Consider the following 24,280-nt stretch of genomic DNA (forward strand, 5'->3'; position numbering starts at 1 on the left):
CGGTGTTGCCCCGCGAGGCCGGCTTACGTCAACCGGGCCGGCGCCGCGACCGCGGCAGAGGTTGTATTTGAGGTTGTGCATTTTCGGGTTGAGAAGCCGGCTCTGAAGCCCCGCCGCAACGCGCGTCAGGGCGAAGGCGCGCGGAAAAGTGATTTCCACAGGCCGGCTGACGCAGCGAACACCCGGAGTTTCCTTATCTAGAGTTGCACATTATCATCTAGAGGGTCAGTCTCGGGAGGCGCAGTCGCGCGCTCCCATCCGCCGCCCGGAGGTTCCCGCTTGGCCCACCCGCAAGTCCTTCGCGACATGGCGCTCTTCGTCGAGGTCGCGAAACGGAAGAGCTTCAGTCAGGCCGCTGCGGCGCTGGACGTGCCGATCTCGTCTCTCTCCCGGCGCATCACCCAGTTCGAGACCTCCATCGGCCTGCGCCTGCTCGACCGGACCACCCGCAAGATCGTGCTGACCCCGCATGGCGAGGCCTATTACGAGCAGGCGACCCGCCTGGTGGAAGAGGCGCAGCGGACCTTCGACGAGCTGATCGCCCAGGCGAAGGGGCCGAGCGGCCTGCTCAAGATCGCGGCGCCGCCCGACCCTTGGGTCCTGCACCATCTCTCGGCCGTCGCGGGGGACTACGCGCTCCGCTACGCCCAGGTGCGGGTGCATCTCGACCTCTGGCCCCATCTCGTCGACCTCGCCCAGGAGGGCTACGACCTGGCGCTCGTGGTCGGGGCGCCGCGGGAGACCTCGATGATCACCCGCAAGGTGGCGCAGCTCGAGACCGGCTTGTTCGCCGCGCCGGACTATCTCGACCGGGCCGGGCGGCCCGAGACCCCGGCCGATCTGGTGCGGCACCAAGCGGTCATGGTGGCCCCCTCGGTCTCGGGCAACGGGTCGTCGGGGACCTGGTCGCTGGAGCGAGACGACGAGATGGTCTCGGCCTCGGTCGGCTGCACGGTCTCCAGCAACAGCCAGGGCATGGCCCGGCGGCTCGTCACGTCGGGGCACGGCATCGGCCTCCTGCAGGCGATCGACGTCGAGGAGGACGTGGAGGCGGGCCGCCTGGAGCAGGTCCTGCCCGAATGGCGCAGCCTGCCCCATCCGGTCTACATCGTCACGACCTCGCGACTGCTGCCGGCCAAGACCCGCAGCTTCATCGGCTTCGCGTCGCGCCGGCTCGCCGAGCAGCTCGCGCCCCGCGGCGTTACCCTGGACGACGCCGAACTCGCTGCCCTGTACGACCTGCAGGAGGCGTGACGCGGGCCTTCCGCCCATGCTTTGGCTCGGGAGTGGACAGGACGGCGACGTGACGGAACTCCTGGAGACGGACCTCTCGACTTTGGCGTTCGCGGGCGGGGCGCTGGCCGTGGCGGCACCGGCCGACGCGGTGGCGGCCCTGCCGGCGGCGCGCCTTGAGCTGCCCCCGGACGAGGCCGCACGCATCGCGCGCTTCCGGCAGGAGCGGGACCGTCACGAGCGGGCGGCCGCGCATGGGTTGTTGCGCCACCTGCTCGGGCCCCGACTCGGCCGCGACCCGGTGGACATCGTTCTGGCGCGGGATGCCGGCGACCGGCCGTTCCTGCCCGGCATGCCGGGCCTCGACCTGAATCTGAGCCATGGGGGGGGCTGGGTCGCAGTCGGGCTGTCGATGTCCGGCCGGATCGGCGTCGATGTCGAGGGCGCCGTCCGGCCGGTAGATTGGGACGGGCTGGCGCCGGTCTTCCTGCACCCGGCCGAACTCTCCGATTATCGTGGCCTGCCGGCCGGTGCGCGGCCGCGCAGGGCCCTGGAATTCTGGTCGATCAAGGAAGCCTTCCTGAAGGCGACCGGCGAGGGCCTGATCGCCGAGCCCCGCTCGGTCCGGCTGACGCCACAGGGCGCGGATTGGCGTCTTGTGCGCGCAGGGCTGTCGTTGCAGGCGGCGTCCCGGATCCTGCCGGACGGGGCGCGGTTCGCCTGGGCGGTGGAAGAGGGGGTTGAGGTGATGGTCGCAGTGGCGGGTTGAACGGGAGGAACTCGTGGAAACGCAGGGGGACGCCCGCCTCTCCACCCGCGCCATGTCATTCCGGGGCCGCGCAGCGGAGCCCGGAAGTCAGAGTCGATGACGGTTCGGGCTCTGGCGGATGCTGCTCCGCCACCCTCTGAAAACACCTGAGGTTCTCGATGCCGGGCTCCGCTGCGCGGTCCCGGAATGACGAGGAAGGCGGCGATGCGGTCGAGCGAACCGCATGGGCTCTCAGACGTAAGCGCTCATCCCGGTGGCGTTCGATTGCGGGAAGCGTTCGGCAAGGGCACGGCGGAGCTTCTCGAGAGCGCGGTTCTCGATCTGACGCACCCGCTCCTTGGAGATGCCGAGGCGGTGGCCCAAGGCCTCGAGGGTCGCCTGGTCCTCGGCGAGGCGCCGCTCGTGCAGGATGCGCAGTTCGCGCTCGGAGAGCACGGTGAGCGCCTGGCGCAGCCAGGTCAGGCGGCGCTCGCCATCGACGGCATCGGAGACGGTCTCGTCGGGTAGGGGGGAGGTATCGACCAGGAAGTCGACCCGCTCGGCCGACGCCTCGCCGTCATCGCCCACCGGAGCGTTGAGCGACATGTCGGGGCCGGAGAGGCGGGCATCCATCAGCGCCACGTCCTCGCGGGAGACGCCGATGGCGGTGGCGATGCGGCGGTGGATTTCGTCGCCGACGCGCTCGTCGGTCGATTGCATCAGCCGGGCGCGCAGGCGGCGGAGATTGAAGAACAGGGCCTTCTGGGCCGAGGAGGTACCGCCGCGGACGATCGACCAGTTGCGCAGGATGTAGTCCTGGATCGAGGCGCGGATCCACCAGGTCGCGTAGGTCGAGAAGCGCACCTCCCGCTCGGGCTCGAAGCGGGCGGCGGCCTCCATCAGGCCGACATGGCCCTCCTGGACCAGGTCCGCCATCGGCAGGCCGTAATGGCGGAAGCGGCCGGCCAGGGCGATCACGAGCCGCATATGAGCGGAGATCAGGCGGTGCAGGGCCTGCTCGTCGCGTTCGTCCTTCCAGCGCACCGCGAGGCCGCGCTCCTCCTCCCGTTCGAGGAAGGGGGCATCCATCGCAACCCGCACGAACTGCCGACGTATGCCTGCGATTTCCGCCATCCCCGCCTCCGCCGCTATGGTGAGCGCTGTGTGTCGCGATGAGGCCGGGGCGCAGCCTGGAGCGCGCCCGTTACACCGCAAGGCCTGCGACAACGGCGGGACCGGGCCGGCGGTTCCCGCACCGCGAAAAAATCCTCGGCGGTGCGATTGCTTCGCGGGCGTGGGGACCTGAGGCGGCGGGAGGCGGGCTGGCGGCCGAACTTCCCCGGCGGGGCTTCGAAACAGGGGCCCGAACATGCGAAAGCCCGGCACGGGGCCGGGCTTTCGGTCGTCTAGCAGAGGGGAGAACGCCTCAGGCGGCCTCGGCCTCGTCCTGCACATCCTCGCCGTCGGCCTCGGCCTCGGCGCCCTTGGCGCGGCGCGGCGACTTGGCGAGGCTCTGCTCGATGAGCTTGAGCGACTCGGTATCGGTGATGCGGTTCACCGCCGCGATCTCGCGCACCACCCGGTCGAGGGCCGCCTCGTAGAGCTGGCGCTCGGAATAGGATTGCTCGGGCTGGGCGTCGGAGCGGAAGAGGTCGCGCACCACCTCGGTGACGGCGATCAGGTCGCCGGAATTGATCTTCGCCTCGTATTCCTGGGCCCGGCGCGACCACATGGTCCGCTTCACCCGGGCGCGGCCGGTGAGCACGTCGAGCGCCTTCTTGACCAGCTCCGGCTCGGCGAGCTTGCGCATGCCGACGGAGTTCGCCTTGGCGGTCGGGACCCGCAGGACCATCTTGTCCTTCTCGAACGACACCACGAACAGCTCGAGCTTGTAGCCGGCGATCTCCTGCTCCTCGATGGCCGTGATGCGGCCGACGCCGTGAGCCGGATACACGACCGCTTCGCCGGTCTTGAATCCCTGCCGGGCGGCTGTCGTCTTCTTGGCGGTCGTCATGCGGGGGTTGCCTCCAGGTCACCGTTCGCGGCAATGTCCGCGACCGGATCATTCATCCGGGTCAGGGCGCCCGGCGAAAAATACGCACCTGCCGGACGCCCCGAGGAGAGTCCGTCAGTCCCTGTCAAACCATAGCTAAGGAACGTCCGAACGCGCGGCGGACCGGATAAGATCCACCTCGGCTGATCGCATGCGGCCCCGTCCCATCGAAAAATTCCCGCTCGGTGGACGGAGGCTGCACGTCGGACGAAAAGCGACGGCGAGCAGGAAGCTAGCACGAAGAGGCTTGAAAATCAAAAAAATTCAGGCGCCCGGCATGATCGCGCAGGCACCTTGCACCCGATTTCACCGGCTTGGCAGGTCGATCGCAGACCCGGCATGCGGTCGGGGCAGGGATGGCAACCGATCGGCAACCATCCCTGCCGGATCGCGGGGACCCGCTCAGTCGCCCGAGCCGGGATTGGCCGAGAAATGCGCCTCGAACTTGCCGGACTTGCCGTCCCAGTCCTTGGCGTCGGCCGGAGCGGCCTTCTTCTGGGTGATGTTGGGCCAGCTCTTGGCCATGTCGGCGTTCAGCTTCAGCCAGCTCTCCAGGCCCGGCTCGGTATCGGGCTTGATCGCCTCGGCCGGGCATTCGGGCTCGCACACGCCGCAATCGATGCACTCGTCCGGCTGGATGACGAGCATGTTCTCGCCTTCGTAGAAGCAGTCGACCGGACACACCTCCACGCAGTCCATGTACTTGCACTTGATGCAGTTGTCGGTGACGACGTAGGTCATGGGCCGGTGAAACCTCGAGAACGAAGGGCGCTCGCGCGGCGCCCGGGCGTGTAGGCCGGGCCTTAGACCCGGGAGGGCGGGCTTGCAAGCCGCCCGTTGCGGGGCGGCGTCGCGTTGCCGGCAAGCGTCGCCTTCGCGTCACGCTTTCGCGTGCGCATCACGCTGCGGTGCGCGGAGAGATCAGCTCGCCTCGTCGGGCGCCGAGTCCGCCGAGAGGTCGCTATAGAGCAGCCGGGCTTCCGGAGCCGGGCCCCGCCGCTCGCCGAGATCGCGCACCCGCACCGCCGCCGTGACGTGCTGGGCCGCGACCGTGACCACGTCTCCGACCGCCAGCGCCTTCGAGGGGGCGTCGGCGCGCTGGCCGTTCACCCGCACGAAGCCGTCCTCGATCAGGCGCGCGGCCAGCGAGCGCGTCTTGGCGAAGCGCGCGAACCACAGCCACTTGTCGAGGCGCTGCCGGTCCGCGCGCATCGCTCAGCGCTTGTCGCCGTCTCGCGACTCCATCTGCGCCTTGAGGGCGAGGAGCTTGGCGAAGGGCGAATCCGGATCCGGAGCGCGCTCGCGCCGGGGCGGCCGGGCCTCGTGCATGCCGCCGTTGCGGGGAGCGCCGTCGCGCCGGTCCTGCGGGGGACGACCGCCCTCGCGACCGCCCGGATGCGGCCCGCGCGGGGGACGCCCGTCGCGGCGGCTCTCACCGCCACGGCCCTCGAACCGGTTCTCGGGCCGGCCTTCGCCGGCGGGACGAGTCTCGCCCCGGTGCTCGCCACGAGCCTCACCTTGGCGCCGGTCGCCCCAGCGCTGGCCCTCGCGAGGGCCACGATGAGCCGCACGCTGCTCCGCCGGCGCGCCCTCGCCGCCCTCCGGACGCGGGAAGCCGCCCCGGGAGCGGCCGTCGCGCTGGCCGCCCTCGCGCTGCTGGCCGTCCTGCGGCCGGCCGCGGCCCTGGTGGCGCGGCGCGTGGCTGCGCTGGTGACGGTGCATCCGCCACACCTCGATGACGACCGGCTCCGCCGGCTCACCCGCCGCTTCGGCGGACTCCGCGGGCGCGGTGTCGCCGGAAGCGGCAGGCTCGGTACCTTCGGCGGTGTCGCCCGCCTCGGCCTGCGCGACCGGCGTGACGTCGCTTGCCGCGGCCTCGACCGGAGCCGGCTCCTCGGAGACGGGTGCCTCGGCGGCAGCATCCCCGGCCGCGACATCGTGAGTCGCGATCTCCTGGACCGGCCCCGTCGAATCGGCCTCGACATGCTCGGCCTGCACCGGCTCTGCGGCCTGGTCCTCGGGGGAGGTCTCGACCTGCGCGGCCGCCTCGGCCGGTGCCTCGTCGGAGGCGGAGTCCGCCGTCACGGTCTCGGCGTGGGTCTCGTCACCGGCTGCGGCGTCCGCGGACTCGCTCGCCTCGGCAGAGGCCTCGCCGGCCTCCGCCACCTTGGGCTGCACCGGCACCGTCGGGGCGGCGGGACGCAGGGCGACGGTGATGGCCGGGCCGGGCCGGCGGTCGACGACGTAGCCGAGCGACTTCAGGATCGAGGCGAAATCCTCGCCCGAGCAGCCGACCAGCGAGGTCATGCCGACGGTCGGCACGAAGCCGTCCTTGTCGGCGGTGCCCGGAGGCGGCTCGCCGGGGGTAGTGCCGGGCACGTAGGCGATCGCCGGACGGATCAGGTCGGCGAGGCGCTCGAGGATATCGACGCGCACCGCCCGGCCGCCGCAGACCCGGAAGCCGGCGGCACGGTAGAGGCCCTTGGCGATCTCGGGATCGACCGGCATCGAGGTGCGGCCGGAGCCGGCGAGATGCGCGATCTCGTCGAGGCCGCGCTGGTCGAGGCCGCCATTCTGCAGCGCCCAGAGCTGCGCCGCCAGGGTGCGGGGCGCGGGCTTCAGCAAAGCCGGCATGGTGATGTGGTAGGCGCCGAAGCGCACGCCGTGCTTGCGCAGGGCCGCGCGGCCGTCCTGGTCGAGGCTGCGCATCTCGTTGAGGACCTTGGCGCGCTCCAGCACGCCGAGCGCCTCCGCGACCTGGAAGCCGATGCCGCGGGCAAGCCCCGTGATATCGGCCGCGGTCTCGAGCTCGAGGGCCGGTCCCAGCAGGCGCACGATGTGGGCCTTGAGCCAGGCGTTCAGCCGGGTCTCGACCTTCTCGCGGGCCGGACCGCTGAGCTGCTCGTCGGCGAGCAGCCGCAGGCCGGGAGCGTAGAGCTTCTCGCCGGGCACCAGCTTGGCGACCGGGTTGCCGGTCCAGCGGATCGTGCCGTCGTTCGAGAGCACGAGCGCCGCGTCCGCCGCGGCGGCGAACCGGTCGGCCCGCGCCTCGATCTCGCTCGCCAGCGCCTTCTCGGCGGCGCTGCGCAGGGTCTTGGCTTCCTGGCCCTCGGCGCCGGGATCCGGCACGAACTGGAACCCGTGCAGGTGGCCGACGTGCTGTCCCTCGACCGTCACGTCGCCGCCCGCGGTGATCTCAGCTTCCAACATGGTATTCTCTCTCAGGCGCCGCATCAGCACGCTGGTGCGCCGATCGACGAATCGACTCGCCAGCCGCTCGTGCAGGGCGTCGGACAGCCTGTCCTCTACCCGACGCGTCTCGCCCTGCCAATGCTCCGGGTCGGCGAGCCAGTCGGGTCTGTTGGCCACGAAGGTCCACGTGCGGACATGGGCGATGCGCTGCGACAGGGCGTCGATGTCGCCGTCGGTGCGGTCGACCATCGCCACGTGCTGCGAAAACCAGTCGACCGGGATGCGCCCGGCCATGCCGCGCATCAGGAACCGAAACAGCTGGGCGATCAAGTCGGCATGGGTCTGGATCGCGGATTTTCGATAATCCGGCACGCCGCAGACCTGCCACAGCCGCTCGACCGCGCTCTTCGAGGTCGCGTAGTCGCGGATGTCGTCCTCCTTGGCCAGGAGGTCGAGGGCGGCCTCGTCGTCGCCGGTCGGCGCCCGGGTGAGGCCGCGCTCGCTCGGGTGCTCCCCGAGGCTGCGGCGGAGCGCATCGACCGAGCGGAAATCGAGATCGGGGTTGCGCCATTGCAGCACCCGCAGCGGGTCGAAGGCGTGGCCCTCCAGGGCCTCGACCATCTCGGCCTCCATCGGCGGGCAGCGCCCGGTGGTGCCGAAGGTCCCGTCGCGCAGGTGGCGCCCGGCGCGCCCCGCGATCTGCGCCATCTCGGAGGGGGAGAGGTCGCGAAAGCGCGTGCCGTCGTATTTGCGGTTCGACGCGAAGGCGACGTGGTCGACGTCGAGGTTGAGCCCCATCCCGACGGCGTCCGTCGCCACCAGGTAATCGACCTCGCCGGACTGGTAGAGCTCGACCTGGGCGTTGCGGGTGCGGGGCGAGAGGGCGCCGAGCACCACCGCGGCGCCGCCGCGCTGGCGCCGCAGCAATTCGGCGATGGCGTAGACCTCCTCCGCCGAGAACGCCACGATGGCGCTGCGATGGGGCAGGCGCGAGAGCTTGCGGCTGCCGGCGAAGCTCAGCTGCGACAGGCGCGGGCGGGTGGTCACGTGGATGCCCGGGATCAGCGCCTTGACCAGCGGCTCCATCGTGGCCGAGCCGATCAGCAGCGTCTCCTCGCGGCCGCGCTGGTGCAGCAGGCGGTCGGTGAAGGTGTGGCCGCGGTCGCGGTCGGCGCCGAGCTGGATCTCGTCGATGCCGACGAAGTCCACGGCGTTGTCCCGCGGCATCGCCTCGGCGGTGCAGATCCAGTAGCTCGGCCGGTTCGGCTTGATCTTCTCCTCGCCGGTGACGAGGGCGACCCGCTCGGGACCGACCCGCTCGACGACGCGGTGATAGACCTCGCGGGCGAGCAGCCGCAGCGGCAGGCCGATCATGCCGGTCGGGTGGCCGAGCATCCGCTCGATGGCGAGGTGGGTCTTGCCGGTATTGGTGGGACCGAGCACCGCCGTGGCGCCGCGCAAGCGGGCCTGCGGTGAGAGGGAGCGGCGCGTCATCGGGTCGGACAGACATCCTCGGGGCGGTTACCGGCAGCGGCCGCCGCGCCGTCCCGATCTTAGCGCCGGGGCCGTCGTGCGACCCCTTCAGCGCTCCGGAAAGCGGCCGCGGGGCGGCCGTGGCCCGGGCAGCGGCCTCCCGTCATATGGGGCGGGGGCGACCCGATCGCCATAAGGATCGCCGTACGGAGGGGACGGCTGGCCGGACGAGCCGATACCCGGGACGATCACCTCGATGCGGGGATCGGGCGCGCGGCCCTGCGCCAGGTCGGCGCAGAGGGTTTCCGGGACGGCCGTGAGCGGTCCGGGCGGGTTGGTGCCGATCGTCGCCGAGGAATAGGCGTCGCCGCCGCAATCGGGTCCGTTCGTGAAGTCGGGTCCACCTGCCAGCGCCGGGAGCGGGGCGAGCAGGAGGAAGCCGGGCAGGACGAGGCTGGGCAGGAGGCTGGGAACGGCGCGCCGCATGGCTCTGAGCAGGTTCAGCAAAAGTGGCCTCCGGTTTTGCGTCAGAAACCTGCGACGAGACGAGACGAGAATCGAAGCGGAAGAAGCGTTGGCCTGCCGACGCTTCTTCCGCTCAGCGCCTGTCCGCCGGCGGCTCCGGGCTCTGCGCCGCCGCCTGTACGGTCGCTTCCGGGGCGCCCTGGCCCGCGCTCTGCGACCACCGCGTCGCCTCGATGATGTTGAGGCCGATCTGGGTGCGCACGGCGATGCGCAGGGGCAGCAGGACCCGCGCGCCCTCGACGGGGGCGAGCCACACCGACATCTCGGTGTTGTCCTCCATGAACTTCACTCCCGGCCGGTCCGGCCGATGGCCGGCGATCGGCTGGTAGCGGGCGTTGCAGACCAGGACCGGACCGGCATAGCCGGGCTTCTGGACGCTGCGGGTCTCGCCGTAGGTGAGCACCACGTTGAACCGGCTCGCGCCGTCGAAGACCGGGATGGTGCGGTTGCAGTTCTGCGGGTCGGTGAGGTCGCCGCGGCCTTGCGCCGGCATCATCAGGGCGCTCACCGGATCGATGATGCCGCGCTTGTGCACCTCGCTCACCGTCACCCGCTCGGGGTCCGGTACCAGCGGGGGCGCGATGTCGGAGGCGACCACGTTGCCGCGGGCGAGCGCCATGCGCACGGTGATCGAGGCGCTGGCGCTGTGGGAGGCGAGCGCGAAGGCCGCCGGCACCGGGCGGGCCGCCACCGTGCCGCTCGCCCGGCCCGAACCGTAGCCGCCGGTGATCGCCCCGACGAGGCCGGTGAGGCGGGCGCTGACGTCCATGGTGTAGCGCGTACCCTGCATCGCGCCGGTGACCTGCGCGGTCCCGATCGGCACGCCGGCGAGCGTGATGCCGTAATCGACCGTGACGGCAGTCTCGCCGGCCTTCGGCGCGCGCCCCCGCGCGGCCTGGGCCGACATCGCCTCGCCGGCCGGGAGGGCGAACCCCGCCGTGACGGCGAGCGAGAGGAGGGCCTTGGAACGCATGGGGGAAACCGATCTCGAACGCCGTCGCCCACCACCGATGAAGCGGGGGGAATCTGGCCCTATCGTGACGCGATCAAGGTTAACGGATCGTCTCGCGCGCAAGGGGCCGGAGCCTCGCGAGGGGGCCGGCTTCAGCCCCGCACCTTGACGAGCCCCGCACTCTCCCTCTATAGGCGCGTGCTTTCCAGGGACTTCGCGGGGTCCGGTCCAAGCCGGGGTGCGCAGCACGCCCGGCTCTCGCGTTGCGTGGTCCCTCGCCGAACGAAGACCAGTTGAGGATATAGACCATGTCGCGTCGCTGCGAGCTCACCGGTAAGGGGGTGCTCACCGGCCACCTCGTGAGCCACTCGAACCACAAGACCAAGCGCCGGTTCCTCCCGAACCTGTGCAACGTCACCCTGCTGTCCGACACGCTCGGCCGCTCGGTGCGCCTGCGCATCTCGGCCAACGCCCTGCGCTCGGTCGAGCATCGCGGCGGCCTCGACGCGTTCCTGATCAAGGCCGGCGAGACCGACCTGTCGCAGAACGCCCGCCTGCTGAAGCGCGAGATCGAGAAGAAGCTCGCCGAGGCGGCCTGATTTCTTCGCGGTGGAGGCGCCCGGCGCCTCCTTCGCCAGGACGATCACGAAAAACCCCCGGATGCGCTGCGGCGTCCGGGGGTTTTTCGTGTTGGGTTTGAGGCGTGGCGATGACGGCGTTCGTCCCATTCGCAACCTCATCCTGAGGTGCCGCTCAGCGGCCTCGAAGGAGGGCTCCAGAAGTCTTAGCGATTCCTGGAGCCCTCCTTCGAGGTCAGTCGATTTGCAATCGACTAAATAGAAACTGGCTCTACGGGTTTGATTTCGCACGCAAATCCAAGGCGCTCGATCTGCCGCACGAGCGCCTTGGCGCGGATGGTCGGGGCCGCCTTGCGGCCGTGATCAGGCCCGGGATCGACGTAAGCCGTGCCGGCCTTGAGCATGTGATAGATCGCGGTCAACATCGAAGCGGCGACCGCGCAGATCGCCTTCTTGGGGCCGCGCCGGCCGCGCAAGCGCTGGAACTGCGCCCTGATGTAGCTCGCCTTCTTGCGCACTCCGGCCCAGGCGGCCTGCACCAAGGCCGTCTTGAGCCAGGGCGCGCCCTTGCGCAGCCGCGTCGAGCGCCGCTTGCCCGCGCTCTCGTCGTTCCTCGGGCACAGCCCGGCCCAGGAGATCAGATGGCCGGCGGTCGGGAAGCGGCTCATGTCGGGGCCGATCTCGGAGAGGATCACCTGCGCGGTGAGGTCACTGATGCCCGGGATCGTCACCAGCAGCTTCACCGCTTCCCGGAAAGGGCCGAGGTCGCGCTCCACCTGCGCGTCGATCTCCGCGATCGCTCGCCCCAACCCGTCGTACTGGCGTAGATGCACACCGAGCAGGAAACGGTGGTGATCCCCGATCCGGCCCGTGAGCGCGGCCCGGATCGCCTCGGGCGCCGCCTTCACCCGTGGGCTGACCAGCGCCTGCAGCCCAGCCGGATCGCGCTCGCCCTTGACCAGCGCGTCGAGCACGGCGCGACCGGACTGGCCCATGATATCGGTGAGCACCGAGGCGAGCTTGAGGTTGGCCTCCTCGAGGGTCTTCTGGATGCGCTGGACGTGGCTGGCCTGCTCGCGGACCAGTTGCTTGCGGGTGCGCAGCAGGTCGCGCATCGCCTGGGTCTGGGCCTCGGGCACGAAGCTGGCGCGGATCAGGCCGTGGGCGAGCAGGTCGGAGAGCCAAACCGCGTCGGCGACGTCGGTCTTGCGGCCGGGCACGTTCTTGACATGGGCGGCATTGGCCAGGATCAGGGTGCGGCTGTCGGCGTCGAGGACCTGCCAGACCGGGCGCCAGTAGATGCCGGTCGCCTCCATGGCGACATGGGTGCAGGCGTGCTCGTCGAGCCAGGCGGAGAGGTCGAGCAGAGCGGGCGTGGTGGTGGCAAACGTACGCACCTCACGCTGAACCTCGCTGCTCTCGGCCAGACGGATGGCTGCGACGACGGTGTCCTTGTGAACATCGAGGGCGGCGCAGCGGGGGTAGAGGACCTCCATCACGATCTCCTTGCCGTCAGGCCGCCGGCGCAGGCTCCCGTGAGATCAAATCTAAATGACGCGCTCCGGGGCTGGCCCGAGGACCGGCCCGTGACGCAAGCGAGGGGACTGAAGAGGAGCCCGGATCCAACTGATACGCGGGGTCTGGCACACCAAAGACGAACCGATCTCTCCGCCGACGGCAAGTCCACTCTGCCATATGTTTCATCCGCAAGGGACCGCGAAGCCGGTGACGAACTGATACGATTTCCGACTGATCGCTTCGCGATGCGGAAATCGGCTTCGCTCACGCGCCGCGCGGGCTGGTGATACGAATATCCGGAAGTGATCTTCCGGATTTCGTATGACACCTCAGGATGAGGTCGTGAGTGGGAGAGGACGAGGACCTACCGCCGCCCGCCCGCCGCCATCCGGCGCATCGGCACCGGACCCGCATCCTCCTCGAACAATTCGGCCAGCTTCTCGGTCATCACCCCACCCAGCTCTTCGGCGTCGATGATGGTGACGGCCCGGCGGTAGTAGCGGGTCACGTCGTGGCCGATGCCGATGGCGAGCAGTTCCACCGGCGAGCGGGTCTCGATCTCGTCGATGACGTAGCGCAGGTGGCGCTCCAGGTAGTTCCCCGGATTGACCGAGAGGGTCGAATCGTCGACCGGGGCGCCGTCGGAGATCACCATCAGGATGCGGCGCTGCTCGGGCCGGCCGAGCAAACGCTTGTGGGCCCAGTCCAGGGCCTCGCCGTCGATGTTCTCCTTGAGCAGGCCCTCGCGCATCATCAGCCCGAGATTCTTGCGCGCCCGGCGCCACGGCGCGTCGGCCGACTTGTAGACGATGTGGCGCAGGTCGTTGAGGCGCCCCGGGGTCGGCGGCTTGCCCGATTGCAGCCAGGCCTCGCGCGACTGCCCACCCTTCCAGGCCCGGGTGGTGAAGCCTAAGATCTCGACCTTGACGCCGCAGCGCTCCAGCGTGCGGGCCAGGATGTCGGCGCAGGTCGCCGCCACGGTGATCGGCCGGCCGCGCATCGAGCCCGAATTGTCGAGCAGCAGGGTGACGACCGTATCGCGAAAATTCGTGTCCTTCTCGTGCTTGAAGGACAGGGGCTGGAACGGGTCGATCACGACGCGCACGAGGCGGGCCGGATCGAGCTGACCTTCCTCCAGGTCGAACTCCCAGGCGCGGTTCTGCTGCGCCAGCAGCCGCCGCTGGAGGCGGTTTGCGAGCCGCCCCACCACGCCCTGGAGATGGGCGAGCTGCTTGTCGAGGTAGGAGCGCAGACGCGCCAGCTCGTCGGCGTCGCACAGGTCCTCGGCGTGGACGACCTCGTCGTATTTCTGGGAGAAGACCTTGTAGTCCGGGCCGCGCGGCTCGTTGGCCCGCGGGCCCGGCGGGCGCCACGATTCTGAGGCTTCCTCGGAATCGGCGTCCTCGGCATCCTCCGGCAACTCGCCGGACGGCGCGTCGGCGGCCTCGGTGGCGCCTTCCTCGATCTCGTCGGAGGCCTCGTCCGAGACCTCCATCTCGGCCCGGTCGCCCTGGCTCTGCTGCTCGGCCTCGCCCTCGCCGGCCTGTTGCTCGTCCGATTTGGCCTCGTTCTCGTCGTCGTTCTCCTCGTCGTCGGGATCGAGGGGGGCCTCGTCCGCCATGTCGAGGGAGGAGAGCAGGTCGCGCACCGAGCGGGCGAAGGCGCGCTGGTCCTCGATGTTGCCCGTCATCAGGCCGTCGAGGTTGCGCCCGGCCCGGTCCTCGATGAACTCGCGCCACAGCCCGACGATGCGCTGCGCCGCCGGGGGCGGGGCCTGGCCGGTCAGGCGCTCGCGCACCATCAGGGCGACCGCATCCTCCATCGGCGCATCGGCCCGGTCGGTGATTTCCTCGTACTTGCCGCCGCGGTGGTAGCGGTCCTCCAGCATCGCCGTGAGGTTGCCGGCCACGCCCGCCATGCGGCGCGAGCCGATCGCCTCGACCCGGGCCTGCTCGACCGCGTCGAAGACCGCGCGGGCGGCGGCGTTCTCGGGGGCGAGGCGGCGGTGGACGGCGTTGTCGTGGCAGGCGAGGCGCAACGCCATCGAATCGGCATGGCCGCGCAGGATCGCCACGTCGCCGGGGGAGAGCTTGCGCGGCGGCTCGGGCAGGCGGGCCTTGTCGCCGGTGAGTGCCGGCCGGTCGGTCGCGAAGGTGACCTCGATCTCGGCCTTGCGGGCGATGGCCCGCAGCGTCCCGGCCACCGAGCGCTTCAGCGGCTCGGCGACGGACTCGCGCTTCTCGCCGGGCTTGCGGTTGGAGATGGACATGGCGCGGCTACTTCTTCAGCGAGTCGAAGTCGAAGGGGCGGTCCAGAAGATCGTCCCAGGTGTAGGGGCAGGCTTTCGGGAAGTCGTCGGGTTCGAGATGGGTCTCATCCGCGGCCCATAGTCGGGCTTCCTCATAGGCATCGGCAAGCGTCGCTTCCCGGTGCGGCTTGAGGCCGGGATTGTCGCGCAACAACCGACGATAGCGCCGCCGCTGCTCAGCGATCGAGAAAATCCAGCTTGCCGTCCGGTGCTCGGGCTGCTGGTCCCACTTGAGCATGTGCATCACGAGGACGCGCAAGGTGCTGTGGAGCCGGGAGAGCTGGCTCTTGCCCAAATCCTCCAGCTCCTCGGCTACGTGCTCCGCGTCGACCTCGTCGAAGCGGCGCGCCCGGATCAGCGCTACTTGCTCCTGCACCCAGGAGAAATAGTCCCGCTCGTAGGACGCCCGGCCCTCGACCGCGTCGGTGCCGTCGCGCCGGTGATCGAGGGTCGGGTCATCCATCGGGGTTGCTCCCGGTTCAGCTCAGCGCGACGTTCACCGCGCTCTCGGGCAGCTCCTTGCCGAAGGAGCGCTGGTAGAACTCGGCCACCAGCGCGCGCTCCAGCTCGTCGCACTTGTTTAGGAAGGTCACCCGGAAGGCGAAGCCGATATCGTTGAAGATGTCGGCGTTCTCGGCCCAGGTGATCACCGTGCGCGGGCTCATCACGGTCGACAGGTCGCCGTTGATGAAGGCGTTGCGGGTCAGGTCGGCGACGCGCACCATCTTGTTGACGATGTCACGCCCGCCCTCGCCGCGGTAATGCGGCGCCTTGGACAGCACGATGTCGACCTCGCGGTCGTGCGGCAGGTAGTTGAGCGTGGTGACGATCGACCAGCGGTCCATCTGGCCCTGGTTGATCTGCTGGGTGCCGTGATACAGGCCCGACGTATCGCCAAGGCCGACCGTGTTGGCGGTGGCAAACAGCCGGAAGCCGGGATGCGGGCGGATCACCCGCTTCTGGTCGAGCAGCGTCAGGCGGCCCGACACTTCGAGCACGCGCTGGATCACGAACATCACGTCCGGCCGGCCGGCATCGTACTCGTCGAAGACCAGCGCGACGTTGTTCTGCAGCGCCCAGGGCAGGATGCCGTCCTGGAAGGCGGTGACCTGCTTGCCCTCCTTCAGCACGATCGCGTCCTTGCCGACGAGGTCGATGCGCGAGACGTGGCTGTCGAGGTTGATGCGCACGCAGGGCCAGTTCAGCCGCGCGGCGACCTGCTCGATATGGGTGGACTTGCCGGTGCCGTGATAACCCGTGATCATCACCCGGCGGTTGCGGGCGAAGCCCGCGAGGATCGCCAGGGTGGTCTCGCGGTCGAACAGGTAGTCCGGATCGAGATCCGGCACATGCTCGTCGGTGGCCGAGAAGGCCGGCACCTCGAGGTTCGAATCGATCCCGAAGACCTTGCGCACCGAGACGGTCGTGTCCGGCAGTGCGGGTGGCGTGTTCTCAGCAAGCATACGGACCTCGTCGGAGCAGGCCTGGCCCTCGATGGGCGTCCTGCGGATGTCGCGACGGCGCGGGGTGACCGGCGGGCGCCGCATGTCATTAATCTGCGGGGGGAGCCGGCGCAAACGTGCCTGACCCGGATATATGGGGCAGGCGCCCAGTTTCGACCCCCTCCGGCGACGGATCAGGGATGCGAGATCCGTGCCCGGCGCGAGAGCGGGGCCGGCATCAGCACAGGCCGGCGCCCCGCAGGGTGTCGTGAGCCTTGATGATGTCGCGCAGCCGGTCCTCGAACGAGCGGTCGCCGCCATTGGCGTCGGGGTGGAAGCGCTTCACCAGCACCTTGTACTGCGCCTTGATGGCGGCGGAATCGGCGCTCTCGTCGAGGCCGAGCACGTCGAGGGCCTTGCGCACCGGGGCCGAGTAGCGCGGCGGCGGCGGTTCCGCCCGGGCGCGGCGCGACGAGGCCGGCCCGGCGCCCTCGCCGCGCAGGATGCCGAGGGGATCGACGTAGTCCCAGTCGCGCTGCGGCGCCTCGGGCTTCGCGCCTGTCTTGCCCCCGGGATTGACGCCCATCGTCCAGGTCGGACGGTGGCCGATCACCGCGTCCTTCTGGTAGGCCTGGACGGCGGCGTCGTTCATCCCGTCGAAGTAATTGTACGAGGCGTTGTACTCGCGCACGTGCTGCATGCAGAAGCGCCAGTACTGGCCCTCCTGCTTGCGCCCCTTGGGCGCCTTGTGCAGCCCGGGCTGGGTGCAGCCCGGCCGGTCGCAGGCCGGACCCTCGGCCTTCTTCGGCTCGTCGCACGAGGGCCGGATGCGGATGCGGTCGAACAGGGGCGAGTTCAGATCCATGACGGGGCGATTATGAGAGGCGGCGGGGCGGGCACAAGGCCTGCGGGCCTGATGCCGCAGGCGGAACCGGACGGCTTGACGGGTGGCACCCGCTCCGGTCACTCGATCCGAAGCAGGTTAAGGACGGGTGCGCGATGAGCCTGGGCGACTGGATCAGGACGACGCTGGAGGAGCGCCTGGCGCCGACGGCGCTGAGCGTCGTCGACGAATCACACCAGCATGCCGGTCATTCCGGCTGGCGCGAAGGGGGGGAAACTCACTTCCGTCTCGATGTGGTGTCGGCGGCCTTCGAGGGAAAGAGCCGCGTCGAGCGCCACCGCATGGTGAATGCGCTCCTCGACGACGCGTTCAAGCGCGGCCTGCACGCCCTGGCGCTGCGGGCGCGGACGCCGGGGGAGGCGGGGTAGGGCCAGGCGCCCCTCGACCCGGATCGGCGGGACCGCTCCGCCTGAACACCGGCTCCCGCGGCGCGAAGGCATACACCGCCGTCGCCGCCAGCAGCGCCAGCCCGTAGGCCAGGAACAGCCGGCCGTAGAGCGCGTCGGGGGAAAGCCCGCCGGTTTCCAGCACGAACAGGGCCGACAGGCCCTGGATCGCCGCCGCTCCGCCCATGAAGACGATGTTCATGAAGGCGACGCCGCGCCCGAGCAGGCGGGCGGGGAAGAACCGGCGGGCATGCGCCATCAGGATGCCGTAGCTCAGGCCCGCCGCGCCGGTCAGCGCCAGCAGCGCGACCGCCAAAGCCGTCGAGCCGCCGCCGAACAGGCCGAGCCCCGAGAGGGCGAGACCGGTGACGAGGCAACCCGCGAAGGCCGTGCGCTTCGGATCGCGCACCAGCCGCTCCAGCGGCCCGTAGCCGATGGCGCCGGCCGCCATGGCCGCGCTCATCGCCAGCGTGCCGTTGCCGCGCTGGAGCGCATCGAGGCCGTGGACGCTGCCGAGATACGACCCGACCCAGAGCGAGCGCGTCGCGATGACGACGGCGTAGCTGACGAACACGACGGGGAAGACCGGCCACAGGGCCCGCATCCGGGCGACCTCGGCGAAGCCCCGCCAGACCGAGGTTCTGGGCGGATCGGCGAGCCGCGGCGGATCCGCGATCAGCCACAGGACCAGCCCGGCCGCCGCCAGGGTGACGAGGGCGAGCCCGAACAGGATCGTGCGCCAGCCGAAGGCGTGGCTCGCCAGCGCCAGGGGCGTGGAGCCCAGAAGATCCCCCGACGTGCCGAGCCCGATCATCACCGAGGACAGCATGGCGAAGCGCTCGGGCGGGTAGGACCGCCCGAACAGGTAGAGCCCGCCCATCAGGGCCGGCGCGCAGCCGAGGCCGATCAGCGCCATCGCGGCGGCGGCGCCGGCAAGGCCGTGCGCCAGGCCGAGGAGCCCCGCCCCGAAGGCCGCCAGCACCAGGAAGCCCGCCACGGTGCGCCGCGGCCCGACCCGGTCGAGGAGGATTCCGGTCGGCACCTGGCCCAATGCGAAAGCCAGGAACCAGCCCGCCGAGAGCAGCGCCAGGTCGGAGGGGGCGAGGCCGAGATCGGGCCCGAGATCGGGCGCGACCATCGCCAGGAAGCCGCGGTCGAACTGGCTGATCGTGTAGGCGAGCAGCAGGACCAGGAAAGCCGTCATGGCCCTGCGCCTTTGCCAGAGTTACTTGATGCGCTCGAGCACGCTGACGTAGTTCGCCACCGCGACGCCGCCCATGTTGAACACGCCGGCGAGCGTCGCGTCCGGGATCTGCATGCCGCCGGCCTCGCCGCAGAGCTGCATCGCCGAGAGGGCGTGCATCGATACGCCGGTGGCACCGATCGGGTGGCCCTTGGCCTTCAGCCCGCCGGACGGGTTGACCGGAAGCTTGCCCTCCTTGGTGGTCCAGCCCTCGCGGATCGCGTCGGCACCGCGGCCCTCACCTGTCAGGCCCATCGCCTCGTACTCGATCAGCTCCGCGACCGTGAAGCAATCGTGGGTCTCGACCAGCGACAGGTCGTCGAGGGTGATGCCGGCCTGACCCAGGGCGCGGGCCCAGGCGGTGGCGGCACCCTCGAACCTCAGCACGTCGCGCTTCGACATCGGCAGGAAGTCCTGCGCATGCGCCGTGGCCCGGAAGGCGACGGCGCGGCGCATCCGCAAAGCCGTCTCGGTATCGGCCAGCACGATCGCCGCGGCGCCGTCCGAGACCAGCGAGCAATCGGTGCGCTTGAGCGGACCGGCGACGAAGGGGTTCTTGTCGGATTCGGTGCGGCAGAACTCGAAGCCGAGATCCTTGCGCATCTGCGCGTAGGGGTTCTGGACGCCGTTCCGGTGGTTCTTGGCGGCGATCATCGCCAGGGCGTCGGACTGGTCGCCGTGACGCTGGAAATAGGCCCCGGCGATGTTGCCGAACACGCCGGCGAAGCCCGCCGGGTTGTCCCCGTCCTCCGGCAGGTAGGAGGCCTTCAGCAGGGTGCGGCCGATCTCCGCGCCGGGCGTGCGGGTCATCTGCTCGACGCCGACCACCAGCACCACCCGGGCGCGCTTGGCCTCGATGGTCTTGATGCCCTGATGCACCGCCGCCGAGCCGGTGGCGCAGGCATTCTCGACCCGGGTCGCCGGCTTGAACCGAAAACCCTCGTCGGCCTGGAGCACCAGGGAGGCGGTGAAGTCCTGCGGGGTGAAGCCGGCATTGTAGTGGCCGAGCACGATCTCGTCGACGTCCTGCGGGCCGATCCCGGCATGGGCCAGCGCCTCGTTGGTCACGCGGACGATCAGGCTCTCGACGGTCTCGGGGTCGTGCTTGCCGAAGGGCGTGTGGCTCCAGCCGACGATGCAGGCGGTCATGCGTCTTTCCTCCCGTGTTTGCGGCGCACTCTGCGCGAACCGCAGGGCAGGCCGCAAGCGCCGCTCACGCATCCTCGGCGCGGAACCGCGCATAGCCGGCGGCCCGCAATTCACAGGCCGGGCAGGTGCCGCAGCCATGGCCCCAGTCGTGCAGCGCCCCGCGCTCGCCGAGATAGCAGGTGTGGCTCTCGCGCACGATGAGATCGACCAGCGCCTCGCCGCCGAGATCGCGGGCGAGCCGCCAGGTCTCGGCCTTGTCGATCCACATCAACGGCGTGTGCAGCACGAAGCGGCGATCCATGCCGAGATTGAGCGCGACTTGCAGCGCCTTGATCGTGTCGTCGCGGCAATCGGGATAGCCGGAAAAATCCGTCTCGCACATGCCGCCGACGATGTGGCGCAGGCCCCGGCGATAGGCGAGGGCGGCCGCGAAGGTGAGGAAGACGAGGTTGCGGCCCGGCACGAAGGTGTTGGGAAGACCAGTCGCCTCCATGGCGATGGCGGTCTCGCGGGTCAGCGCCGTCTCCGACACCTCGCCGAGGGCGGCGAGGGACAGGGTGTGGTCGTCGCCCAGTCGCCCGGCGAAGGCCGGGACGATCCGGGTCATCTCGGCGCGCAAGGTCACCCTGCAATCCAGCTCGATCCGGTGGCGCTGGCCGTAATCGAAGCCGAGGGTCTCGACATGGGTGAAGCGGTCGAGGGCCCAGGCGAGGCAGGTGGCGGAATCCTGTCCACCGGAGAACAGGACCAGGGCGCCGTCGGGGGACGTCATGCGGGCTCCAGTCATATGGGCCTATGCGAAAGGGGCGGCCCCGCTGCCGGAGCCGCCCCCTTATAAGCCCGAGGTGCGGGAGCGGCCTACCGCCCCGCGCGCACCGCCCGTGCGCTTACTGGCCCTGGGCCTGGCTCGCCTTCTTGTTGGCGTTGTGGTGGCCCACCGCGCAGCCGGCCGCGGCGCCGGCCTTGCCGTGGCCGACCGCCTTGCCGGCGAGCCCGCCGACGATCGCGCCCTTGATGCAGCCCTTGGCCTCGGCCTGGTGCGGGATCGCTACGCCTGCCACGGCGAGGAGGCCGGCAGCGAGGAGGGAAGCGGAACGGATCATGGGGATCTCCCGTGTCTGTGTGGGAACCTCAACCATTGAGCGGCCAGAGTGTTCCGGCCTCGGCGGCGCCCGCCATTGACGATCCGCCCGGTCGCGTCTATAGACCGCGGCTCGCGGACCTGCGGGCTTTCGCCCGGCGGGTTGCCCGTGCTTCCATGCCCTGACACGCGACGCCACGATCCCGCCGGGATCGCTCGGGCCTCGCTTTTTTGAATGAGGAACGCCGATGGCCAACACCGTGTCGGCCAAGAAGATGACCCGCAAGATTGCCAAGCGTACGGCAGTCAACCGCTCGCGCCGCAGCCGCATGCGCACCTTCATCCGTAAGGTCGAGGAGGCGATCGAGGCCGGCAATCATGGCGACGCCATGACCGCCCTGCGCAGCGCCGAGCCCGAGATCATGCGCGCGTCCCAGAAGGGGATCGTGCACAAGAACACCGCGTCGCGGAAGGTCTCGCGCCTCGCCGCCCGCGTGAAGGGCCTGCAGGCCGCCCAGGCGTAACGCGCCTTCCCCGAGGACCGGCGCCGGCACGGCGGGTGGTCCGAGGGACGAGAGGAAATGGCCCGGCCCCGTGCCGGGCTTTTTCGTGTCGGGCGGTCTTTTTCGTCTCTGGAATGCACTTTTGCGGTTCCGGGTTGTGCCGGGGCGGCCCGCGAACTAACGTAGCGGCAGATCGCCAGCCCGAAAGCCGTCCCGCATGGTCACCCGCGTCGCCACCGTCGCCTTCGAGGGGATCGAGGCGCGCGCCGTCGACGTGCAGGTGCAGATCACGCCCGGCGCCGTCGCCTTCACGGTGGTCGGGCTGCCCGACAAGGCGGTGGCGGAATCCCGCGAGCGGGTGCGCTCGGCCTTGATTGCCTCGGGCTTGGCGCTGCCGGCCAAGCGCATCACCGTCAACCTCGCCCCCGCCGACCTGCCCAAGGAAGGCTCCCACTACGACCTGCCGATCGCGCTCGGCATGATGTGTGCCATCGGTGCCCTGCCGGCGGACGCTCTGTCCGGTTATTGCGTCCTCGGCGAACTGGCGCTCGACGGCAGCCTCACGGCGGTGGCCGGCGTGCTGCCGGCCGCCATGGCCGCCAATGCGAGGGGCCTCGGGCTGATCTGCCCGGCGGCGAGCGGCCCGGAGGCCGCCTGGGCCGCCGGCGACATGGACGTGCTGGCGCCGCGCTCGCTGATCCAGCTCGCCAACCACTTCAAGGGCACGCAGGTCATGGCCCGACCGGTGCCGGCGGTGGCCGCCGCCGCCGGCGCGCTACCGGACCTGCGCGAGATCAAGGGCCAGGAGGGCGCGAAGCGCGCTCTGGAGATCGCCGCTGCCGGAGCCCACAATCTGTTGATGAACGGCCCGCCGGGAGCCGGCAAGTCGATGCTGGCCGCCCGGCTGCCCTCGATCCTGCCGCCGCTGGGCCCTCGCGAACTGCTCGAAGTCTCGATGATCCAGTCGGTCGCCGGCACGCTGAAGGACGGCGCGCTGTCGAACCGCCGGCCGTTCCGGGCGCCGCATCACTCGGCCTCGATGGCGGCGCTCGTCGGCGGCGGTATCGGCGCCCGGCCCGGCGAGGTGTCGCTCGCCCATGGCGGCGTGCTCTTCCTCGACGAGTTGCCCGAGTTCAACGGCCAGGTGCTCGATTCCCTGCGCCAGCCGCTGGAGACCGGCAACGTGATGATCGCCCGGGCCAACCACCGGGTGACCTACCCGGCCCGGTTCCAACTGGTGGCCGCCATGAATCCGTGCCGCTGCGGCCAGGCGACGGAGCCGGGCTTCGCCTGCCGGCGCGGGCCCAACGAGCGCTGCGTCGCGCAGTACCAGGCCCGGCTCTCCGGCCCGCTCCTCGACCGCATCGACCTCCAGATCGAGGTGCCGGCGGTCACAGCCGCCGACCTGATCCTGCCGCCGCCGGACGAGGGCTCGGCGGAGGCCGCCGCCCGGGTCGCCGCGGCGCGCCTCCTGCAGGAGCGGCGCTACGCCGAGGCCCGCCAGCCCGCCGGCACCACCAATGCCTCATGCCCGGCCACCCTGATCGAGGAGGCGGCCCGGCCCGATCCGGAGGGGGTGGCGCTGATCCGCGACGCGGCCGACGCCATGCGGCTCTCCGCCCGCGGCTTCCACCGGGTGTTGCGCGTCGCCCGCACGCTTGCCGACCTCGACGGCGAGGCGCGGGTGCGCCGCCTCCACCTCGCCGAGGCCCTGTCCTACCGCAGCCGCTCGGATCGGCGGCCGGCGGCGGCGTGACGTATCGCGGTTAACGGGATGTGACCGCAGACCGCCGAATTTGCACGATCGACCGAAGATCCCGCTAAGCCACTTTCGCCACTCATCTTTCAGTTCCGCGCGCCATCTTCGGCCCTCGATATGGCCCGGGAGGATGCGGAATGGTGTGGCTCTGCGCGGCGATCGGATTCCTGGCCGTTCTCGCATGGGCGACGGCGCGATGGAGCCGCCTGAGCCGGAGCGAGGGCGAGGTCGAGCGCCTGCACGATCTCGTCTGGCGGACCTCCGAGAGCGAGCAGCGCTACCGTAGCCTGGTCGAGGCGCAGATCGAGCTCGTCGTCCAGCGCGATGCCGAGGGCCGCATCACCTTCGCCAACCAGGGCTTCGCCGCCCTCCTCGACACCACGCCCGAGGGACTGCTCGGCACCACCCGGGAGGCCGAGGTGGTCGAGCGGGGCGAGATGCGCCACCGCGCCGACGGGGCCCGCCTCGTCGATCTCGCGATCCTGCCGGCCGGGGGCGGCGCCGTTCGCTGGTTCGCCTTCGTGGAGACCGTGACCGCCGGGCGCGACGGGCGGCCCGAGGTACTGCGCGCGGGCCGTGACGTCACCGAGCGGGTCGAATCCGCCCGCTTCCTCGAGGAGGCGCGCAGCCGGGCCGAGGCCGCGAGCGTGGCGAAGTCCCGGTTCATCGCCAGCGTCAGCCACGAATTCCGCACGCCGCTCAACGGCATCATGGGCATGGCCGACCTGATGCTCGATACTTCCCTGAGCCCCGAGCAGCGCACCTATGCCGAGGCGGTGAAGACCTCCGGCGAGGCGCTTCTCTCGCTCATCGACGGCATTCTCGACTTCTCGAAGATCGAGGCCGGCCGCCTCGACCTCGCGGCCGAGCCCTTCGACCCGGCGGCCCTGGTCGAGAGCGTCGTCGAGTTGCTGGCGCCCCGCGCCCAGGACAAGGGCCTGGAGATCGCCGCCGACATCGAGACTCTACCGGCCCGGCTGATCGGTGACGCCGACCGGGTGCGCCAAGTCCTGATCAACCTCGCCGGCAACGCGGTGAAGTTTACGGAAGCCGGTGGGGTCGGCGTCACCGCGGCCTGGGACGAGGCCGGATTCACGGTCGCCGTTCACGACACCGGTCCGGGCATTCCCGAGGAGCGCCTGCCGCTTCTGTTCCAGGAATTCGAGCAAGGCGACGGTAGCGCCAGCCGGCGACACGAGGGTACCGGTCTCGGCCTCGCCATCACCCGGCGCC

The 24,280-nt window shown here is 70.5% G+C and carries 23 protein-coding genes (1 of these 23 running past the window's edge); 7 read left to right on the forward strand and 16 right to left on the reverse strand.

Annotated features, from left to right (window positions below):
* Nucleotides 1–279: 279 nt before the first annotated feature.
* Both AC3AOF_RS13455 and AC3AOF_RS13460 read left to right on the forward strand, forming a co-directional pair.
* A complete protein-coding gene (locus AC3AOF_RS13455; RefSeq protein WP_488348790.1) occupies nucleotides 280–1,254 on the forward strand; it encodes a LysR family transcriptional regulator in 975 nt (324 codons plus the stop codon).
* A 49-nt stretch (nucleotides 1,255–1,303) separates the two neighbouring features.
* Nucleotides 1,304–2,002 (forward strand): 4'-phosphopantetheinyl transferase family protein, encoded by a 699-nt coding sequence (locus AC3AOF_RS13460; RefSeq protein ID WP_488348791.1) that lies wholly within the window; start codon nucleotides 1,304–1,306, stop codon nucleotides 2,000–2,002.
* A 231-nt stretch (nucleotides 2,003–2,233) separates the two neighbouring features.
* On the opposite strand, the gene AC3AOF_RS13465 is transcribed toward AC3AOF_RS13460, so the two are convergent.
* From AC3AOF_RS13465 to AC3AOF_RS13495, 7 genes are all read right to left on the reverse strand, one after another.
* A complete protein-coding gene (locus AC3AOF_RS13465) occupies nucleotides 2,234–3,115 on the reverse strand; it encodes an RNA polymerase factor sigma-32 (RefSeq protein ID WP_203155060.1) in 882 nt (293 codons plus the stop codon).
* A 292-nt stretch (nucleotides 3,116–3,407) separates the two neighbouring features.
* The gene (locus AC3AOF_RS13470) at nucleotides 3,408–3,995 is read right to left on the reverse strand and encodes a CarD family transcriptional regulator (protein WP_060848844.1); all 588 of its coding nucleotides are present in this window, start codon (nucleotides 3,993–3,995) and stop codon (nucleotides 3,408–3,410) included.
* Between the two features lie 441 nt (nucleotides 3,996–4,436).
* Complete coding sequence (fdxA, locus tag AC3AOF_RS13475) at nucleotides 4,437–4,775, reverse strand: ferredoxin FdxA (RefSeq protein WP_236990318.1); 339 nt, start codon at nucleotides 4,773–4,775, stop codon at nucleotides 4,437–4,439.
* Nucleotides 4,776–4,955: 180 nt separating this feature from the next.
* Nucleotides 4,956–5,246, reverse strand: coding sequence for an RNA-binding S4 domain-containing protein (locus AC3AOF_RS13480; RefSeq protein ID WP_236990317.1), 291 nt, complete (start codon nucleotides 5,244–5,246; stop codon nucleotides 4,956–4,958).
* Nucleotides 5,247–5,249: 3 nt separating this feature from the next.
* A complete protein-coding gene (locus AC3AOF_RS13485) occupies nucleotides 5,250–8,720 on the reverse strand; it encodes a helicase-related protein (RefSeq protein ID WP_488348792.1) in 3,471 nt (1,156 codons plus the stop codon).
* Between the two features lie 87 nt (nucleotides 8,721–8,807).
* Nucleotides 8,808–9,206, reverse strand: coding sequence for a hypothetical protein (locus AC3AOF_RS13490; protein ID WP_488348793.1), 399 nt, complete (start codon nucleotides 9,204–9,206; stop codon nucleotides 8,808–8,810).
* Between the two features lie 91 nt (nucleotides 9,207–9,297).
* A complete protein-coding gene (locus AC3AOF_RS13495) occupies nucleotides 9,298–10,197 on the reverse strand; it encodes a DUF3108 domain-containing protein (protein WP_236990314.1) in 900 nt (299 codons plus the stop codon).
* A 287-nt stretch (nucleotides 10,198–10,484) separates the two neighbouring features.
* Here AC3AOF_RS13495 and rpmB point away from each other — a divergent pair, with 287 nt between their 5' ends.
* The gene (rpmB, locus tag AC3AOF_RS13500) at nucleotides 10,485–10,775 is read left to right on the forward strand and encodes a 50S ribosomal protein L28 (RefSeq protein WP_093567567.1); all 291 of its coding nucleotides are present in this window, start codon (nucleotides 10,485–10,487) and stop codon (nucleotides 10,773–10,775) included.
* A gap of 233 nt (nucleotides 10,776–11,008) precedes the next feature.
* On the opposite strand, the gene AC3AOF_RS13505 is transcribed toward rpmB, so the two are convergent.
* The 5 genes from AC3AOF_RS13505 to AC3AOF_RS13525 all read right to left on the reverse strand — a co-directional run bounded on the left by AC3AOF_RS13505 (nucleotide 11,009) and on the right by AC3AOF_RS13525 (nucleotide 16,887).
* Entirely contained in the window at nucleotides 11,009–12,250 is a 1,242-nt protein-coding gene (locus AC3AOF_RS13505) for an IS110 family RNA-guided transposase (RefSeq protein ID WP_236987753.1), read from the reverse strand.
* Nucleotides 12,251–12,636: 386 nt separating this feature from the next.
* Nucleotides 12,637–14,541 carry a cobaltochelatase subunit CobT gene (gene cobT, locus AC3AOF_RS13510; RefSeq protein ID WP_488348794.1) on the reverse strand — a complete coding sequence of 635 codons (1,905 nt, stop codon included), beginning with the start codon at nucleotides 14,539–14,541 and terminating at the stop codon, nucleotides 12,637–12,639.
* 7 nt (nucleotides 14,542–14,548) lie between these two features.
* Nucleotides 14,549–15,043, reverse strand: a complete 495-nt coding sequence (locus tag AC3AOF_RS13515; RefSeq protein ID WP_203155068.1) for a DUF29 domain-containing protein — start codon at nucleotides 15,041–15,043, stop codon at nucleotides 14,549–14,551.
* Between the two features lie 16 nt (nucleotides 15,044–15,059).
* On the reverse strand, nucleotides 15,060–16,043 hold the full coding sequence (gene cobS, locus AC3AOF_RS13520; protein WP_236990312.1) for a cobaltochelatase subunit CobS: 984 nt from the start codon (nucleotides 16,041–16,043) through the stop codon (nucleotides 15,060–15,062).
* Nucleotides 16,044–16,260: 217 nt separating this feature from the next.
* Nucleotides 16,261–16,887: a J domain-containing protein gene (locus tag AC3AOF_RS13525; protein ID WP_236990311.1), complete on the reverse strand. Its 627-nt coding sequence runs from the start codon at nucleotides 16,885–16,887 to the stop codon at nucleotides 16,261–16,263.
* Nucleotides 16,888–17,021: 134 nt separating this feature from the next.
* On the opposite strand from AC3AOF_RS13525, the gene AC3AOF_RS13530 reads away from it, so the two are divergent.
* On the forward strand, nucleotides 17,022–17,294 hold the full coding sequence (locus AC3AOF_RS13530; protein ID WP_048452134.1) for a BolA family protein: 273 nt from the start codon (nucleotides 17,022–17,024) through the stop codon (nucleotides 17,292–17,294).
* Here the strand turns inward: AC3AOF_RS13530 and AC3AOF_RS13535 are convergent.
* The 4 genes from AC3AOF_RS13535 to AC3AOF_RS13550 form a co-directional block, all read right to left on the reverse strand.
* Nucleotides 17,236–18,516: an MFS transporter gene (locus AC3AOF_RS13535; RefSeq protein ID WP_488348795.1), complete on the reverse strand. Its 1,281-nt coding sequence runs from the start codon at nucleotides 18,514–18,516 to the stop codon at nucleotides 17,236–17,238. The two genes, AC3AOF_RS13530 and AC3AOF_RS13535, sit on opposite strands and share 59 nt — an antisense overlap.
* 21 nt (nucleotides 18,517–18,537) lie before the next feature.
* The gene (locus tag AC3AOF_RS13540; protein ID WP_488348796.1) at nucleotides 18,538–19,704 is read right to left on the reverse strand and encodes an acetyl-CoA acetyltransferase; all 1,167 of its coding nucleotides are present in this window, start codon (nucleotides 19,702–19,704) and stop codon (nucleotides 18,538–18,540) included.
* A 64-nt stretch (nucleotides 19,705–19,768) separates the two neighbouring features.
* Entirely contained in the window at nucleotides 19,769–20,476 is a 708-nt protein-coding gene (gene queC, locus AC3AOF_RS13545; RefSeq protein WP_488348797.1) for a 7-cyano-7-deazaguanine synthase QueC, read from the reverse strand.
* Nucleotides 20,477–20,591: 115 nt separating this feature from the next.
* Nucleotides 20,592–20,807 carry a hypothetical protein gene (locus AC3AOF_RS13550; protein WP_236990304.1) on the reverse strand — a complete coding sequence of 72 codons (216 nt, stop codon included), beginning with the start codon at nucleotides 20,805–20,807 and terminating at the stop codon, nucleotides 20,592–20,594.
* Between the two features lie 226 nt (nucleotides 20,808–21,033).
* On the opposite strand from AC3AOF_RS13550, the gene rpsT reads away from it, so the two are divergent.
* The 3 genes from rpsT to AC3AOF_RS13565 form a co-directional block, all read left to right on the forward strand.
* Complete coding sequence (gene rpsT / locus AC3AOF_RS13555; protein WP_203155075.1) at nucleotides 21,034–21,309, forward strand: 30S ribosomal protein S20; 276 nt, start codon at nucleotides 21,034–21,036, stop codon at nucleotides 21,307–21,309.
* A gap of 196 nt (nucleotides 21,310–21,505) precedes the next feature.
* Nucleotides 21,506–23,044 (forward strand): YifB family Mg chelatase-like AAA ATPase, encoded by a 1,539-nt coding sequence (locus AC3AOF_RS13560; RefSeq protein WP_488348798.1) that lies wholly within the window; start codon nucleotides 21,506–21,508, stop codon nucleotides 23,042–23,044.
* Between the two features lie 140 nt (nucleotides 23,045–23,184).
* On the forward strand, nucleotides 23,185–24,280 hold the 5' portion of the coding sequence (locus AC3AOF_RS13565; protein WP_488348799.1) for an ATP-binding protein. The gene runs 917 nt beyond the window's last position; the window shows 1,096 of its 2,013 coding nt (coding positions 1–1,096); the start codon lies at nucleotides 23,185–23,187; its stop codon lies beyond the right edge, outside the window.

The organism is Methylobacterium sp. 142-1Y, from assembly GCF_057747795.1.